Source organism: Vogesella urethralis (genome assembly GCF_007644045.2).
GTDB lineage: Bacteria > Pseudomonadota > Gammaproteobacteria > Burkholderiales > Chromobacteriaceae > Vogesella > Vogesella urethralis.
The window spans coordinates 196,355-213,837 of sequence record NZ_VMDW02000075.1 but is presented as its reverse complement, the minus strand read 5'-3'; the positions used below and the strand labels follow the sequence as shown (position 1 = coordinate 213,837).

The 17,483-nt window shown below is 62.0% G+C and carries 13 protein-coding genes; 3 read left to right on the top strand and 10 right to left on the bottom strand.

Annotated elements, in window-relative coordinates; translation table 11 throughout:
• Positions 1–234: 234 nt before the first annotated feature.
• From FLQ03_RS08025 to FLQ03_RS08000, 6 genes are all read right to left on the bottom strand, one after another.
• The gene (locus FLQ03_RS08025) at positions 235–2,544 is read right to left on the bottom strand and encodes a Tex family protein (RefSeq protein WP_144371463.1); all 2,310 of its coding nucleotides are present in this window, start codon (positions 2,542–2,544) and stop codon (positions 235–237) included.
• Positions 2,545–2,673: 129 nt separating this feature from the next.
• Entirely contained in the window at positions 2,674–3,030 is a 357-nt protein-coding gene (locus tag FLQ03_RS08020; RefSeq protein ID WP_144371462.1) for a SpoIIAA family protein, read from the bottom strand.
• A gap of 87 nt (positions 3,031–3,117) precedes the next feature.
• Positions 3,118–3,978 carry a DMT family transporter gene (locus FLQ03_RS08015; RefSeq protein WP_240802226.1) on the bottom strand — a complete coding sequence of 287 codons (861 nt, stop codon included), beginning with the start codon at positions 3,976–3,978 and terminating at the stop codon, positions 3,118–3,120.
• Positions 3,948–4,802 carry a DMT family transporter gene (locus FLQ03_RS08010; protein ID WP_144371461.1) on the bottom strand — a complete coding sequence of 285 codons (855 nt, stop codon included), beginning with the start codon at positions 4,800–4,802 and terminating at the stop codon, positions 3,948–3,950. The genes FLQ03_RS08015 and FLQ03_RS08010 overlap by 31 nt, the downstream gene beginning before the upstream one ends.
• 2 nt (positions 4,803–4,804) lie before the next feature.
• Positions 4,805–5,284 carry a hypothetical protein gene (locus tag FLQ03_RS08005; protein WP_147674747.1) on the bottom strand — a complete coding sequence of 160 codons (480 nt, stop codon included), beginning with the start codon at positions 5,282–5,284 and terminating at the stop codon, positions 4,805–4,807.
• A gap of 119 nt (positions 5,285–5,403) precedes the next feature.
• Positions 5,404–6,513, bottom strand: a complete 1,110-nt coding sequence (locus tag FLQ03_RS08000; protein ID WP_144371459.1) for an aromatic ring-hydroxylating oxygenase subunit alpha — start codon at positions 6,511–6,513, stop codon at positions 5,404–5,406.
• A 468-nt stretch (positions 6,514–6,981) separates the two neighbouring features.
• Here FLQ03_RS08000 and FLQ03_RS07995 point away from each other — a divergent pair, with 468 nt between their 5' ends.
• From FLQ03_RS07995 to FLQ03_RS07985, 3 genes are all read left to right on the top strand, one after another.
• Complete coding sequence (locus FLQ03_RS07995; protein ID WP_144371458.1) at positions 6,982–8,172, top strand: acetate kinase; 1,191 nt, start codon at positions 6,982–6,984, stop codon at positions 8,170–8,172.
• A gap of 9 nt (positions 8,173–8,181) precedes the next feature.
• Entirely contained in the window at positions 8,182–10,272 is a 2,091-nt protein-coding gene (gene pta, locus FLQ03_RS07990; protein ID WP_144371457.1) for a phosphate acetyltransferase, read from the top strand.
• A gap of 209 nt (positions 10,273–10,481) precedes the next feature.
• The gene (locus tag FLQ03_RS07985) at positions 10,482–11,954 is read left to right on the top strand and encodes a methyl-accepting chemotaxis protein (RefSeq protein WP_144371456.1); all 1,473 of its coding nucleotides are present in this window, start codon (positions 10,482–10,484) and stop codon (positions 11,952–11,954) included.
• Between the two features lie 146 nt (positions 11,955–12,100).
• On the opposite strand, the gene speA is transcribed toward FLQ03_RS07985, so the two are convergent.
• From speA to FLQ03_RS07965, 4 genes are all read right to left on the bottom strand, one after another.
• Positions 12,101–13,981: an arginine decarboxylase gene (gene speA / locus FLQ03_RS07980; protein WP_144371455.1), complete on the bottom strand. Its 1,881-nt coding sequence runs from the start codon at positions 13,979–13,981 to the stop codon at positions 12,101–12,103.
• A 358-nt stretch (positions 13,982–14,339) separates the two neighbouring features.
• Entirely contained in the window at positions 14,340–15,629 is a 1,290-nt protein-coding gene (locus FLQ03_RS07975) for an NAD(P)/FAD-dependent oxidoreductase (protein WP_144371454.1), read from the bottom strand.
• An 82-nt stretch (positions 15,630–15,711) separates the two neighbouring features.
• Entirely contained in the window at positions 15,712–16,563 is an 852-nt protein-coding gene (locus FLQ03_RS07970; RefSeq protein WP_144371453.1) for an ABC transporter permease subunit, read from the bottom strand.
• Positions 16,556–17,473, bottom strand: coding sequence for an ABC transporter permease subunit (locus tag FLQ03_RS07965; protein ID WP_144371452.1), 918 nt, complete (start codon positions 17,471–17,473; stop codon positions 16,556–16,558). Before FLQ03_RS07965 ends, FLQ03_RS07970 begins: the two co-directional genes overlap by 8 nt.
• Between the last annotated feature and the right edge of the window lie 10 nt (positions 17,474–17,483).

The window sequence follows — 17,483 nt, the reverse complement described above, 5'->3', positions numbered from 1 at the left end:
TGGTTTGTTTAAAGAGCGGTGCTGACTTCGTTTCGTTTGCGTCGTCAGCTGAGGAGGCGAACTATACCCACCCCGACCTGGGCCGTCAACACCTTGCCTGCAAAAAAGTGCAAGTAATTGCTTAAGTGGCTGATTTGCAAAGGTGGCGAAAAACAAAAAGGTTGGCCGCAAGCGGCCAACCTTTTGAGCACCACATGAAAAAGCCCGACTGGCGCCGGGCTTCTGCGGCTAAAACTAGTTTTTACGCAGCTTGGCAAAGGCCGCCGCCATGGCGCCACCGCCGAGGTCGGCCGGCGCAGACTGGCGCCCCGGCGCGCGGCGCTGCTCATTTCCCCTGGCCGGCGCTGCGCTGCTGCGCGCCGCGCCCGGCTCATCGTCCAGACGCATGGTGAGGGCAATGCGTTTGCGCGGCACGTCCACCTCTAGCACCTTGACCTTCACCACATCGCCCGCCTTAACCACTTTGCGCGGGTCATCGATGAATTTATTGGACAGTGCCGAGATATGTACCAGCCCGTCCTGATGCACACCGATATCGACAAAGGCGCCAAAGTTGGCCACGTTGGTCACCACGCCTTCCAGGATCATGCCCGGCTGCAGGTCCTTGATATCCTCCACACCATCCTGGAAAGTGGCGGTTTTAAATTCCGGACGCGGATCGCGGCCGGGCTTGTCCAGTTCTTTCAGGATGTCCATCACCGTCGGCAAGCCGAAACGCTCGTCGGTAAAGTCGGCCGGGCGCAGGCCTTTGATGAAGGTGGCGTCGCCCACGATCTGCTTCACCGCACGACCGGTCTTGGCCACGATCTTTTCCACCACCGGGTAGGCTTCCGGGTGCACCGACGACGCGTCCAGCGGATTGTCACCGTTGCTGATGCGCAGGAAGCCGGCGGCCTGCTCGAAGGTTTTTTCTCCAAGACGGCTGACTTTCAGCAGATCACGGCGCGTACGGAAGGCACCGTAGGTATCGCGATGCGCGACAATGTTGGCCGCCAGCGTGCTGTTGAGGCCAGAGATGCGGGTCAGCAACGGCACCGACGCCATATTGACGTCCACCCCTACCGCGTTCACGCAATCCTCCACCACAGCGTCCAGGCTACGCGCCAGCTGGCTCTGGTTCACGTCGTGCTGGTACTGACCGACACCGATGGATTTCGGGTCGATCTTCACCAGCTCGGCCAACGGGTCTTGCAGGCGGCGGGCGATGGAAACGGCGCCGCGCAGGCTGACGTCGAGGTCGGGGAATTCTTTGGCCGCCTGCTCGGAAGCCGAGTACACCGAGGCACCCGCCTCGCTGACCACGATCTTGGTCAGGCCCAGTTGCGGGTAGGCCTTGATCAGCTCTTGCGCCAGCTTGTCGGTTTCGCGGCTGGCGGTACCGTTACCGATGGCGATCAGCTCTACTTTATGGCGATGCGCCAACGCGGCCAACGTAGCAATGGAACGGTCCCAGTCGCGACGCGGCTCGTGCGGATAGATGGTAGTGGTATCCAGCAGCTTGCCGGTATTGTCCACCACCGCCACCTTGACGCCGGTGCGCAGGCCGGGGTCCAGGCCGATGGTGGCACGCGCGCCGGCCGGGGCGGCCAGCAGCAGGTCTTTCAGGTTGGCCGCAAACACCTTGATGGAGTCGGCGTCGGCGGCGTCTTTCATGCGCGACACCAGCTCCAGCTCCAGCGACAGGAAAATCTTGGCGCGCCAGCACAGGCGTACGCCGTCCAGCAGCCACTTGTCGGCCGGGCGGCCGGCGTCGCGAATGCCAAAGCGGGCGGCGATCAGGCCTTCGTAGTCGGAACGCTGCGTGATCGGCGTGTCGTCCGGCTGATACTTCAGCGCCAGCGTGAGGATGCCTTCGTTACGGCCGCGCAGCAGCGCCAGTGCACGGTGCGACGGGGTGGTCTTGATGGCTTCGCGATGATTGAAGTAATCAGCAAACTTGGCGCCTTCCTGCTCTTTGCCCGGCACCACACTGCCGGCCAGCTCGCCTTCGCTCCACAGCTTCTCGCGCAGCTGGCCCAGCAGCTCGGCGTCTTCGGCAAAGCGCTCGATCAGGATGGCGCGCGCACCGTCCAGCGCGGCCTTGCTGTCTTCTACCCCCTTGGCGGCGTCGACATAGGCCGCCGCAGTCTGCTCCAGCAGTTGCGTCGGGTCGGCCAGCAGGCTGTCGGCCAGCGGCTCCAGCCCGGCTTCGCGCGCAATCTGTGCCTTGGTACGGCGCTTGGGTTTGTACGGCAGGTACAAGTCTTCCAGCTGGGTCTTGTTGTCGCTGGCGTACAGCGCGGCTTCCAGCTGCGGCGTCAGTTTGCCCTGCTCGGCAATGCTTTTGAGGATGGCAGTGCGGCGGTCGTCCAACTCGCGCAGGTAAACCAGACGCTCGGCCAACAGGCGCAGCTGGGTGTCGTCCAGACCGCCGGTGACTTCCTTGCGGTAACGGGCGATGAAAGGCACGGTAGCGCCTTCGTCAATCAGGTCGATGGTGGCAGTGACCTGCGCTTCGCGCACAGCGAGTTCGGCCGCCAGGCGGCTGGCAATACTTTTCAGCATGGGCTTTTGTTGTTGTCGGTAAAACGGAAGCCGCTACTGTAACGGCATAGGCGGGAAAATCAAGATTGCCGGCCATGGCAATATGAAAAAAGGCAGCATGACGCTGCCTTCGGTGCAGACAGACAAGCTTTACAGCGGCTGCGGCGCCAGCAACCAGGCTTGCGCTTCTTCTACCGTCTCGAAATGCTGAGCACGGGCGTGCGTCAGCAAGCCGGACAGGTGGGTGGCCAGGCTTACCCATACGTCGTCGGCCACGATGGCAAAGCGGCCAAAGTCGTTTTCGTGGGCGCGCATGAAGCGGACTTCTTCCAGCGCCATGTCGAGGGTGAAATCTTTCATGCCGGACAGATCCAGCAGCACATCGGGGCGCCCCTGCTCTGCAGCACGCTTCAGCAGCGCGGCTTCCAGTAGCTTGAAATCCGCCAGGGTGAACTCGTTAAACAGGGCGACGTCCAGCCCGTAATCCTGCTCGCGAATGGAAATCATGCTGTTGCTCCTTGCTATGCGGCATCTTGCCCCCTTGCGCCAGCCCATGCGGGCGCGGCTCCATGCCTGTTGGTTTACGCTTTCATTCTAGCGCCGACCGGCCAGAATACCGCTGAGAATGATCAAACCTGTGGCAGCCAGCTCTTGCCAGCCCAACCAATGCTGCCATAGCAGCGCACCGAACAGCGCCGAGAACGCCACCGTCAGGTAAGACAGGTTGGCCACCAGCATTTTGCGGCCAACCTTGTAAGCGCGCGTCATCGCCAGTTGCGCCACCATGGCGCTGACGCCCAACCCCAGCACCCACGGCAGGTTGGCCGCGGTGAGCGGGTGCCAGGTCTGGAACAGCATCAGCAGCAGGCCACCCAGCGTGGAAATGAAGGCAAAGAAGAAGACGGTGCGCCATTCCGGCTCGCCGGCTTGCCCCAGCTCGCGTACATGCAGGTAGGACCAGCCGGCCAGCAAACCGGACAACAAGCCGGTTACGCCAGACAGCACGCCCAGGCCGGCCAGCGTCGGCTTCAGCAGCAAGGCCACGCCAGCAAAGCCCAGTGCGATGGCCAGCCAGGCACTACGCGGCAAACGTTCGCGTAGCAGCAGCACCGACAACAGCGCCAGAAACAGCGGCGAGGTGTAGTTGAGCGTCACCGCCGTGGCCAACGGCAGATGGCTGATGGCGTAGAAGTAGCACAGCAGCGACACATAACCCAGCAGCCCGCGCTTGATGTGCTGCCCCAGCAAGGGCGTGGCAAAACGCTGGCGCCGCAGCAGGGCCGCCGCCCCCAGCACCAGCACCGCAAAGGCGGTACGCCAGAACACCAACTCCACGGTGCCCAGCGTGGCCGAAGCCAGTTTGACGAACACCCCCATCAAGCCAAAGCTGGCTGCCGCCAGCACCATCCACCACGCACCGCCCACTACGAACCCTTCGCGGCCAACATGCCGCACGCAATAATCATCGCCATACCCAGCACGGCAGGCGCAGCCAGCAACTGACCGCCCACCACCACCCCCAGCAAGGCAGAAAACACCACCGTCAGGTACGCCAGGCTGGACACCACGAATTTGCGGCCTTCTTTATAAGCCCGCGTCATCGCCAACTGCCCCAGCAAGCCCAGCAAACCCATCGCCACCAGTACGGCCAGTTCCGGCAAGGCCACCGGGGTAAAACCGCCATGCAGCAACACCCAGACCAGACCGCAGACAGTGGACAGGAAATACAGCCAGAACACCGTCACACCGGGGCGCTCGCCCCGCTCGCCCAACTCGCGTACGTGGTACAGCGCCAACCCGGCACCAATACCTGACAGCAAGCCCACCAGCCCGGGCAGCCACTGCCCCTGGTCGAAGGTTGGCCGCAGGATCAGCACAATGCCGGCAAAACCCAGCAGCAGCGCCAGCTTGACCGGCCGCGACAGGCGGTCACCGCGCAGCAACACGCAGCACACAGCAAACGACAGCGAGGAGGTGTAATTGAGCGTGACCGCCGTGGCCAGCGGCAAATGCGCCAGCGCGTAGAACAGCATGGCCATCGACAGATAGCCAGCCAGGCTGCGCTTGAGGTGGCCGGACCAATGCACGGTACGCACCCGCTCCCGGCCCAGCAGCACTGGCGGCAGCAAGATCAGCAAGCCGACAAAGGTGCGGTAGAACAAAATCTCTACCGCTCCCATATGCTGGCTGCACAGTGCTGCCAGCCAGCTCATGCAGGCAAAGCTGGCTGCTGCCACCACCATCCAGGCCGAGCCCAGGCGCGAGAACCAGGCACCCATAGTCAACCCTTCGACGGCGACGGACGAACGTTCATGCCCAGGCACAAATCGGCAAAAGCACGGCGATAGCGATGGTATTCGGACGCATTGGCCACGCACTCCGCCATCACCGCCTGCTTGCCATCCTGCTGGATGACCCGCAGATGTTGGCGCAGTATCCACAAGCCGTTCTGCACGTACTCGCCTTCGCGGTACTCCAACACCAGCCGCCCTGCCTTGCGGTCAAGCCGGGTACTGATAGCCGCCTCTCGTGGCCCCTGGGCCTTGCGGTAACGGCTGGCCAGCCGCTCCAGCGCCGTGCTGCCGCCGCGCAAGCGTTCGCGCCACACGCGCACGGCCACGCCGCTGCGTTCGCGGTCTTCCATTTTCGGCGGCAGCACCCGCACACCCCCCTCCGGGGCGGCGCGTACCTTCCAGCCATCGGGCAACGCTAATGCCACCCCAAGGCCGGCGTGGCGATAAGGGGCAGCATGGACAAACAAGGGGAAGCACAGCAGGACAGCCAACAACCGGGAATGACGTCGAACTTGCATAGGGCGTATGGGCAAGAAAAAAGGCGCGGATATCCGCGCCTTCGCATTGTGCCGTACAAGCCGGCGTCTTAGCCAGCCAGATTTGCCCCCATCAGGCGGCGGTAGTACTCGTGGAAGTGCTGCATGCCGTCTTCGGTAGGCGACTGGTACGGGCCAACCTCGCTCTCGCCGCGCAACCACAGTGCCTTGCGGCCCTCGTGCATGCGCTGGCAGATCTCGTCGTCCTCGACCGCGGTTTCGAAGTAGGCGGCCTGCTCGGCCTCGATGAAGTCGGGCTCGAACCAGATGATGTCTTCCGGGTAGTAGAACTCGGTAATCACCGTGCACTTCTCCGGGCCGCGCGGGATCACCACGCTCACCACCAGCACGTGCGGGTACCACTCCACCATGATGTTGGGGTAGTACGTCAGCCAGATGGCACCGAATTCCGGCTGCTGGTCGGCGTAGCGCTTCAGCACCTCTTCGTGCCACTTGCCGTACACCTTGCTGCCGGAGCGGGCCAGCTGGTTCTTCACCCCCACCGTCTGCACGTGGTAATGATCACCCCACTCCCACTTCAGGTCGGCGCAATTGACGAAGTTACCCAAGCCCGGGTGGAACGGGTCGACGTGATAATCCTCGGAGTACACCTCGATAAAGGTTTTCCAGTTGAAGTTGTACTCGGTGGTAAACGACTTGTGATAGGCAAAGCCTTCAAACGTCATGTGATTGGCAACACCCAGTTTTTCGAGGTCGCGCTGCACCTGGCGCTTGGCGTCGAACAGCAGGCCGTTCCAGCGGGTGAGCTCGGTCTGGTTCAGGTTCAGACACGGCGTTTCCGGGAAATGCGGGGCACCCACCAGCTTGCCTTCCGCGTCGTAAGTCCAGCCGTGCAGGTTGCACACGATATGGTTACCGTTGCCACGCCCTTGGTAGATCAGCGCCTGGCGGTGACGGCATACGTTGGAGATGAGCTTGATGTCGCCATTGACATGCTTGAGCATCTTGCCGTGGCCCATCCAGTCCAGCGTGTGATAGTCGCCCTCGTTGGGCACCATCAGTTCGTGGCCGTAGTACTGCGGGGCATCGGCAAACAGGATTTTTTGCTCCAGCTCGTAAAAAGCCGGGTCAAAGTAGGTAAAAACGGGCAACTGCGCTGCAGAAGCCTTAAGCAGCTGGGACGAAGCCAGATCAGACATTATTCCCACACCTCCGTGGAAGAAGATATAAGACCAGCCGAATCTCGCTCTTAACGAGTTTACGGAGAGCTATTAAAAAACACTTGCAGAACAGGGGCTTTGCACACCACCCCGAAACGTTCAGGGGCGGGATTGTGGGCTAAATCCCCCCCCGGGGCAAGCACTTTTTTGCCGGGGCTTTTGTTCCAAGTCAACAGAAACGCAGCCGAAAAATGCCAATACCGGCTTAATGAAAATTTTCATGACAAAAGCCTTTATTTTTCATCATCTTGTCAGACAATCCCGCCACAATCTTGACTTGCACCCCATCAGGCACATCCCCTATGGTGCAATGCATCACAAACGGGGATAATGCGCCCCTTGCGCGTGACGGCTGAAAGCCGGCAACCCTGAAAGCGCACGCTATAAAAAGAATACGCAACACCAGCACAGACTCATCCAAGATGTCTTACTGCTAACGGATAACACATGATTACCCACACTCTCGTCATCAACTGCGGCAGCTCCTCGCTGAAATTCGCCCTGATCAACACCCAGAACCAGGCCACCACCCTCACCGGTCTGGCAGAAAAACTGGGCCTGGCCGACGCCTGCATCACCTTCAAGCAGGATGGCCAGAAGGTAGAGCTGTCGCTGGCGCAAGGCGACCACGCCGGCGCCATGAAGGCCATTCTGGCCTACCTGGACGAGCGCGCCCTGACCGGCACCGTCACTGCCATCGGTCACCGCGTGGTACACGGCGGCGAGAACTTCCACGCCTCCACCCTGATTGACGACCAGGTGATTGCGGCCATCGAAGACTGCGCCCGCCTGGCGCCGCTGCACAACCCGGCCAACCTGCTGGGCATCCGCACCGCCCAAACCTGCTTCCCGGGCCTGCCCCAAGTGGCCGTATTCGACACCGCCTTCCACCAGACCATGCCGCAACACGCCTATCTGTACGCCGTACCGATGGCGCTGTACCGCGAGCACGGCGTGCGCCGTTACGGCTTCCACGGCACCAGCCACCGCTTTGTGGCCGCAGAGGCCGCGCAGATGGCCGGCATCAGCCTGGACAACAGCGCCATCGTCAGCGCCCACCTGGGCAATGGCGCCTCGGTTGCCGCCATCCTGAACGGCCAGTCTGTCGACACCAGCATGGGGCTGACCCCGCTGGAAGGCCTGGTAATGGGCACCCGCTCCGGCGATATCGACCCCGGCCTGTTCGGCTACCTGGCCAGCGCGCTGAACACTGACGTAGACGGCGTAACCGCGCTGCTGAACAAGCAATCCGGCCTGCTGGGCCTGTCCGAGCTGTCCAGCGACTGCCGCGAACTGGAAGAGGCCGCGGCCAACGGTCACCCTGGCGCCATTATTGCTATGGAAGTGTTCTGCTACCGCCTGGCCAAACAGATCGCCGCGATGGTGGTGGCACTGGGCCGTATCGACGTACTGCTGTTTACCGGCGGCATTGGCGAAAACTCGCCGTTCGTGCGCGCCAACGTGCTGAACAAGCTGGCTTTCTTGGGCTTCCAGCTGGATGACGCCGCTAACGAAGCCGCTTTCCGTGGCAAAGCAGGCCGCATCAGCCGCGCCGACAGCAAAGCCGCCGTCGTGGTCAACACCAACGAAGAGCTGATGATCGCACTGGATACCGCTGCACTGACTCAGGGCAACTAAGGAGCCACCATGCACACTTTTCTGATTGCCCCGACCGGTTTTGATGCCGGTCTGACCTCGGTGTCGCTGGGCCTGGTGCGTGCGCTGGAGCAGGATGGCCTGAAGGTCGGCTTCGTCAAGCCGATCGCCCAGGGCCTGGACCCGAACGAGCCGGAACGCTCCAGCCACTTTGCGCGCGAGCTGTGCCACCTCAACGTGCCGGAACCGCTGCCGATGGAGCGTGCCGAGCACCTGCTGAGCCAGGGCCAGCTCGACCAGCTGATGGAAGAAGTGGTCAGCCTGTACCAGCAGGCGGCACAAGGCGTGGACGTGGTGATCGTGGAAGGCCTGGTACAAGACCAGCAACACGTATTCACCACCTACATCAATAGCAAGCTGGCCAGCACCCTGCAGTCTGACGTGATTCTGGTGGGTGCGGCCAACACCCAGCCTAGCCACGAACTGGCAGAGAAACTGGAGATCGCCATCCAGGCCTTTGGCAGCCGCAGCAATGCCGTGGCCGGTTATATCCTGAACCGCATCGACACCGAACAGGACGTCAAGCGCCTGGCCGGCGAGATCGCCGAATCCAGCCAGCTGATCCAGAAGCGCCGCATTCCGTGCCTGGGCGGCATTCCGCTGGAGCCGGACCTGATGGCGCCGCGCACGCTGGACGTGGCCAACTACCTGAAAGCCAAGCTGCTGCACGCCGGCCAGCTGACGCGCCGCCGCGTACGCAGCATTTCGGTGATGGCGCGCAGCGTGCCGCACATCGTGCACCTGCTGAAACCGGGTGCACTGGTGATTACCCCGGGCGACCGCGAAGACATCATCCTGGCTACCGCCATGGCCACACTGAACGGCGTACCGTTGGCCGGCCTGCTGCTCACGTGCGACGCCGAGCCGGACGAGCGCATCCAGCAGCTGTGCCACAAGGCATTTACCAGTGGCCTGCCGGTACTGTCCATCGAAACCAATACGCTGGACACCACCACGCTGATCGCTGCCATGAACCGTCAGGTACCGGCAGATGACCTGGAACGCATGGAGCGCGTGGTGGCTTTCGTGGCCGAGCGCGTACAAACCGGCCAGCTGCGCCAGCGCATTGGCCAGACCAGCGAAAAACGCCTGTCGCCGCCGGCCTTCCGCTTCCAGCTGATGGAAAAAGCGCGTCACGCCGCCAAGCGCATCGTGCTGCCGGAAGGCAACGAGCCGCGCACGGTCAAGGCTGCCGCCATCTGCCACGAGAAAGGCATTGCCCATTGCGTGCTGATCGGCGAACGCGCCGAGATCCTGCAGGTAGCCGAAGCCCAGGGCGTGGTGCTGCCCGACAGCGTGGAAATCGTTGACCCGAACGAAGTGCGCGCCCGTTACGTGCCGCCGATGGTCGAGCTGCGCAAGAACAAGGGGCTGAACGCGCCGATGGCCGAACAGCAACTGGAAGACAACGTGGTACTGGGCACCATGATGCTGGCGCTGGACGAAGTAGACGGCCTGGTCTCCGGCGCCGTGCACACCACCGCCAACACCATCCGCCCCGCCCTGCAGCTGATCAAGACCGCACCGGACGCCAAACTGGTGTCCAGCGTGTTTTTCATGCTGATGCCGGACCAGGTACTGGTATATGGTGACTGCGCCGTCAACCCGGACCCGAGCGCCGAAGAGCTGGCCGACATTGCCATCCAGTCTGCCGATTCGGCGGCGGCGTTCGGCATTCCGCCGCGCGTGGCGATGATCTCCTACTCCACCGGCAGCTCCGGCAGTGGCGACGACGTGGAAAAAGTGCGCGAAGCCACGCGCATTGCCCGTGAAAAACGCCCCGGCCTGCTGATCGACGGCCCGATGCAGTACGACGCCGCCAGCGTGGAATCGGTTGGCCGCCAGAAAGCGCCGGACAGCCCGGTAGCCGGCCGCGCCAATGTGTTCGTGTTCCCGGACCTGAACACCGGCAACACCACCTACAAGGCGGTGCAACGTTCCGCCAACGTGGTGTCTGTGGGGCCGATGCTGCAGGGCCTGCGCAAGCCGGTAAACGATTTATCGCGTGGCGCTTTGGTCGACGACATCGTTTACACCATCGCCCTGACCGCCATCCAGGCCGAACAGCTGCACCAGCACTGAGGCTAAACCATCGACATCCAGCCCGCACGGCTTCGCCGCTGCGGGCTTTTTTCATTCCCGACAGCATAAACACTGTCGATAGAAAACCATCGACCAAGCTGGCGCTTGTTCAATTAAAACAACTGTTTTAGCATCATCAGAAAAGCATTGAAAAATAACTATACTTTTTAAAGTTGGCGCAGCCCAACACGACACAACGAGGATGCAACATGTCGCTACACACCATAACCGAGTGGTTCATACCCGAACCGGTACGACAGATACCGGACAACCTGATCCGTGCCCGCACCGTAGTCAGCGTCGGCTTGCTGGCCGGCCTGATCTCGCCGCTGTTTGCCATTTCCTACTACAAGCTGCACCACGACGCGATGGCCCACGGCATCGTGCTGGGCGGCGTCCTGATGCTACTGGGGCCGCTGCTGCTTAAACTCACCGGCGCGCTGCGTACCGTGGCGCAGTACATCATCCTCACCATGTTCGCGATGGTCAGCTGGATGGCGTACGTTAACGGCGGCATCATGTCTACCAGCGTGATGTGGTTTGCCTGCATTCCATTTGCCGCCATTTTTGTCGGCGGCCGCAATGCTGGCATTGTGTGGACACTGTTTACCTTTGCCATGATCGGGCTGATGCTGGCCCTGTCCGCCGCCGGCGACATCCCGCCCACCCCCATCCCGCACGAAGAGCTGCCCAAGCTGCAAGCCAAATCGCTGATCGGTCTGTCTCTGGTGGTACTGACACTGGCGCTGGCTTATGACCGCGCCAAGACGCGCACCTTTGAAAAGCTGGAAACCGCCCGCGAGGAAGCCGAACGTGCCACCGCTGCCATGAAGCAGATGATGGAGCAGGTTACCCGCTCGCTACACGCCGCCAGCACCGAAAGCCGTGAAATCACTGGCAGTACCCACATGATAGCCCGCACCATGAGCGAGCAGCGCAAGCGCGCCGAGCAAATGGTCGGCGCAGCGCAGGAGATGGCGGCCGTTACCTCGCACAATGCCAGCCAGTCACAAAGCGCCACCAGCATGGCAAGCCACGCCGGCGAGGCGGCCAACGGTGGTGGTCTGGCGATGGACAAAGCCGTCAGCCAGCTGAACCAGGCTGGTGAAGTGATCGCCCGCGCCGCCGAGCGTATGGAAGACCTGGGACAACGCAGCGCCGAAGTCAGCGGCATCGTACAGTTGATTCGTGACATCGCCGACCAGACCAACCTGCTGGCGCTGAACGCTGCCATCGAAGCAGCGCGCGCCGGCGAGATGGGCCGCGGCTTCGCCGTCGTGGCCGACGAGGTCCGCAAGCTGGCCGAGCGTACGCAACAAGCCACGCTGGACATCGAATCGAAGATCCGTCTGATCGTCGATGGCACCAACCAGGCAATCGACGCCATCCGCGACGGTAATGCACAAATGCGTAGTGGCCGCGAAAACACCGTTGACGCCCAGCAGCGCCTGGCCGGCATCATTCAGGATACGCACCGCCTCAACCAATTGTTACGCGAGGTATCGCAGGCCGAAGAGTCGCAAAATCAGGGCTTTGCCGCTTTCACCAGCAATATCACGGCCGTAGGCGAGGCCACCCGTACGCTGAGTGGCGAAGTGGAAACCATTGCCCAGGCCACCGAACGGCTGGATACCCTGATGGCCGAACTGGGGGAAAGCGTGCGCTTGTTCAAGCAGGCTTGAGCCGGCACTCCCCTCCCCGACCAGCCACGCTGCACGCAGCGTGGCTTTTTGTTTGTGGCGCTTGCAGGAAAGAAATCACCCCCGACGGCAAAACCGCAGGGGGTGACGATACCGGCGTTGGCCGCATGCGGCCAACCCTGTGCGTGTTACACGCTGAGGTAGGAGGACTGCTTCAGGCCGCGGCAGAACTCGGCGAAGTAGCTGGAGCGCTCTTCTTGCGTCAGGCCGGCCACGCGCGCCTTGGCTTCGTAGCGGTTCAGGATTTCCTCCGGCGACAGGTGCACATAGCGCAGCATGTCTTCGATGGTGTCGTGCTCTTCCACGCCTTCGAAGCTGACTTTGCCGCCATCACGCACGTAGACGTTCACCGAATCGGTATCGCCGAACAGGTTGTGCATGTCGCCCAGAATCTCCTGATACGCGCCTACCATGAAGACGGCGATCAGGTACTCGTCACCGGCCTTCACTTCGTGCACCGGCATGCTGTTTTCGATGCTCTGCTGGTCGACGTACTGCTTCACCTTGCCGTCGGAGTCGCAGGTCAGATCCTGCAGTACGGCACGGCGGGTCGGCTGCTCGTCCAGGCGGTGAATCGGCATGATCGGCAGCACTTGGTCGATGGCCCAGGTATCCGGCAGGCTCTGGAACACCGAGAAGTTGCAGAAGTACTTGTCGGCCAGCTTGTCGGTCAGCTCGTCGTACACCTGGCGCTGGCTGCGCTGGCTGGCGGTCAGCTGCGCTTGCAGACGACGGCACAGCGCGGCGTGCACTTGCTCGGCCACGGCTTTTTCTTTCAGCGTCAGGCGGCCTTCGGCATACATGTCGGACGCTTCGGACACCAGATGACTGGCGCGGTAGTAGGTTTCGGTCACCATCTCCGCATCGGTCAGGTTCATCAGCTCCACCAGCTTGCGCACCGGGCGCGACAAGGCCGGCAGGTCGTCGATGGCAGGCATGGTGTCCGGCAGGCGCTCCACGTCGGTCACGTTGACCAGCAGCACGGCGTGGTGCGCGGTCATGGCGCGGCCGGATTCGGACAGGATGCGCGGGTGCGGAATGGCATTCTCGTCGCAGAACTCCGACAGCATGGACACGATCACGCTGGCGTACTCGTCCATGTCGTAGTTGATGGAGCTGGCGTTACGCGAGTGGGTGCCGTCGTAATCGACGCCCAGGCCACCGCCCACGTCCACGTGGTCCACCGGCAGGCCCAGCGCGCGCAGTTCGCCAAAGTAGCGGATGGCTTCGCGGAAACCGGCGCGGTAGTCGGCGATGTTGGCGATCTGCGACCCCATGTGGAAGTGCATCAAGCGTACGTTGTCGCCGTGGCCGGCTGCTACCAGCTTGTCTACCGCAGAAATCAGCTGCGCGGCGGACAGGCCGAACTTGCCCTTCTCGCCACCGGTATCGGCCCACTTGCTGGAGGCCAGCGAAGACAGGCGCACGCGCAGGCCCAGGTTGGCCTTCACGCCCAGCTTGGCGCTTTCCTGGATCAGCAGGTCGACTTCGGATTCTTTCTCGATCACCACGAACACTTCGTGCCCCAGCCGCTGGCCCATCAGCGCCAGGCGGATGAAATCGCGGTCTTTGTAGCCATTGCAAACGATGGTGCAGCCCTTGGGCGCCAGCGCCAGTACGGCCATCAGCTCCGGCTTGGAGCCGGCTTCCAGGCCGATGGATACGTCCTGGGTGGCGATGATGCTCTTCACCACCGCTTCTTGCTGGTTCACCTTGATCGGGTAGATGGCGGTGTAGCGGTTGCCGTAGTTCTGGCTGGCAATCGCGTTATTGAAAGCGTGGCACAGGCGGGTGACACGGTCTTGCAGGATATCGGGGAAACGCACCAGCAGCGGCATGTCCAGACCGCGCTCGCCCAGCGTGTGCGCCAGTTCGAACAGGTCGATTTCGCGTTGCTGATGTACGTTCGGGCGTACTTTTACGCAGCCATTTTCGCCGACATTGAAATAGCCAGCGCCCCAGTGCCGTATGCCATACAGGCTACGGCTATCCGCCACAGTCCAAGCCATGAAAGGATTTCCCTAGTTATGCAATAAATGGAAACTGCTCCTTAGTGCGCGGCTTTCGGGCTGGAAAGCTTCATGTGGGCCTGGGATGTCGGAGCGCGCAGAGTGCGGCAGGCGCCGCAAAAACGAGCGCGGATTTTAGCAACATCACGCTGCTTGACAAGCAGTATTTTTGCCCGTCCATTTTAATTAACACCCCAGCCCAAGCCGCCACTTGCTGCAAGGCAGCATAGCGCGTTCATATGACTGTTTTGTCTCTATCCAGCGCCAGCCAAAAGGTTGGCCGCATGCCTGCCAACGTCCATGATTTTGAACACCCGCCGGGCACAGCTGGCACAAGGGCCAGCCACGTCGCGGCCAACTACAGGAAGTCGCGCAACCGGTACCAGGCCATGCCCAGCACCAGCGCCGGGGTGCGCAGCAAGGCACCGCCGGGGAAAGGCCGGTGCTGCAGCCGCTCGAACAGCGCCAGCCTGCTATCGTCGCCGGCAATCGCTTCGGCAATCACTTTGCCGGCCAGGCCGGTGATGGCCACGCCGTGGCCAGAGAAACCCTGGGCGTAATAGATATTGGGTGCCAGGCGGCCGAAGTCTGGTGCCCGGTTCAGCGTGATGTCGCAGAAGCCGCCCCAAGCGTAATCGACGCGCACGTCGTGTAATTGCGGAAACACGCGCAGCATGTCGGCACGCATGGCCTGCGCCAGCTGGCGTGGCTCGCGGCCGGAGTAACTGACCTTGCCGCCAAACAGCAGGCGATGGTCGGCCGACAGCCGGTAGTAGTCGAGTACAAAATTGGTATCGCACACTGCCATGCCGTTGCCGATCAGGCTGCGGGCGCGCGCCTCGCCCAGCGGCTCGGTGGCAATCACGTAAGTGCCCACTGGCATGATGCGCCGATTCAGCGCCGGTGCCAGCTTGCCCAGATAGGCATTGCCGGCCAGCACCAGCTGCCGGCAACGCACCTTGCCGCCCTCGCACTGCACCAGCGGCGCCTCGCCGCTACGGAACGCCAGCGCCGGCGTGTTTTCGTAGATGGCCACCCCGGCGTCACGCGCCGCCTGCGCCAGCCCCAGCAGGTAGTTAAGCGGGTGCAGATGACCGGACAGCGGGTCATACAGCCCGCCCTGATAACGCGCCGAGCCCAGCACTGCGGCCAACTGTTCACGCTCCCACAGCTGGCAGTACGGGTACTGGTAGCGATCGGCCAATTCCTGCTGCCACTCGCGCAAGCCGGCCAGGTGCGCAGGCTTCACCGCCACATTGCAGAAGCCGCGCGTCCAGTCACAGGCAATACCATGCTGCGTTACGCGTTGCTCAATCATGTCGATGGCCTCGACCGACATCTGCCACAACTGGCGTGCGCCCTGCTCGCCCAGCTGCTGGCGGAAGGTATCCATCTCGGCAGCGTAGCCGGCAATCACCTGGCCACCATTGCGCCCCGAGGCGCCAAAGCCTATCTGCGCACCCTCCAGCAAGATGACGCGCAAGCCCTGCTCGGCCAGGTTCAGCGCGGCGGACACGCCACTGAGCCCGCCGCCGATTACACACACATCGCAGTCGGCATCGCCTTGCAGTGCGGGGCCCGGCTGCCAAAGCCGCGCCGTGGCGGCGTAATACGACGGCGCATGGGCTTGATGGGCAAAGGTCAGCATGATTTCCTCACATCACATCGAACTTCAGGCATGAAAAACGGCGAAGCCTTCGCAGGCTCCGCCGTGACCGGAACAAACACTATCAGCTGCTGGCGCCGCTATCGCGCATGGCAGCGGCGATCGCCTTGTCGCGGTTACGCTGCGCATTCAGCATCAGGTAGTTGGCAAGCAGCACCACCACCCCCACTACCAGTACAGTAATACTGGCCAGCGCGTTGATCTCGGGGTTCAGCCCCAGACGCACTTTGGAGAAGATCACCTGCGGCAGCGTGGTGGACCCCGGGCCGGACAGGAAGGCGGTGGTGACCAGATCATCCAGCGACAGCGTGACCGACAGCAGGAAACCGGAGGCAATAGCCTGCGACACCAGCGGCAAAGTGATCACGAAGAAGATCTTCAGCGGGCGTGCCCCCAGGTCCATGGCTGCGTCTTCCAGGCTCTTGTCGATCTCCAGCAAGCGCGAACGCACCACCACCGCCACGTAGGCCATGCATAGCGTGGTATGGCCCACCCAGATGGTGAAGAAGCCGCGGTCGGTCGGCACGCCGATCAACTGCTGCAGCGAGATGAACAGCAGCAGCATGGACAGGCCGGTAATGACTTCGGGCATCACCATCGGCGCCGTCATCATGCCGGCAAACAGCGTACTGCCGGGAAAGCGCTTGAAGCGCGCCAGTACGAAACCGGCGATCGTCCCCAGGATGACGGCAGCCGTGGCGCTGGCCAGTGCGATCTGGATGGAGAGCTTCACCGCCGACATGATCTGCTCGTTGTTGAACAGCGAGACATACCACTTGGTGGAGAAGCCGCCCCATACCGTCACCAGCTTGGAGTCGTTGAACGAGTACACGATCAGGCTGACGATGGGGATGTACAGGAACAGGAACCCCACCACCAGCACGCCCTTGAGGAATGGCGACAGTTTGTTATGCATTGCCTTTACCCTCCAGCTCGCGCGTCTCGTAACGGTGCAGCAGCGCGATCGGCACGATCAGCATCAGTACCATGATGATGGCCACCGCCGACGCCATCGGCCAGTTGTTGTTATCGAAGAACTCGTTCCACAGCACCTTGCCGATCATCAGCGTATCGGTCCCGCCCACCAGTTCCGGAATCACGAACTCGCCTACCGCCGGAATGAACACCATCATCGAACCGGCGATGATGCCGTTCTTGGACAGTGGCAAGGTGATGGTAAAGAACGCCTTGATCGGCCCGGCCCCCAGGTCGGCCGCCGCTTCCAGCAAGCGCATGTCCATCTTCACCAGGTGCGAGAACAGCGGCAGGATCATGAACGGCAAATAGGCGTAGACCATGACCAGGTACAGCGAGAAATCGTTGTGGAACAAGTGCAGCGGCTCGCTGATCAGCCCGATGGACAACAGGAAGTTATTGATCAGGCCGGTTTCGTTCAGCAAGCCCATCCAGGCGTAGACACGCAGCAGGAAAGACGTCCAGAACGGCAGCATCACCAGCATCAGCAGCACATTACGACGCGCCGGGTCGGCACGCGCGATGGCGTAGGCAATGGGGTAGCCGATCAGCAGGCACATGACCGTGGTAAAGAACGCCACCTTCAATGAAGACAGGTAGGTGGCGGCGTACAGGCCATCGGTGAAGATGAAATGGAAGTTGCCAAAGTACAGTGTCAGGCTCTGCAACACGCCGTCTTCCACCTGCAGCAGGCTGGTAAACGGCGGAATGGCCAGATCCTGCTCGGCAAAGCTGATCTTCAGGACGATGAAGAACGGCACCAGGAAGAACAGCAACAACCAGAAATACGGGATGGCGATGACCGCCCCTTTGCCCGGCTTCAGTCTGCGCATCAATCTTGCGAGATTCATCACGCTTCTC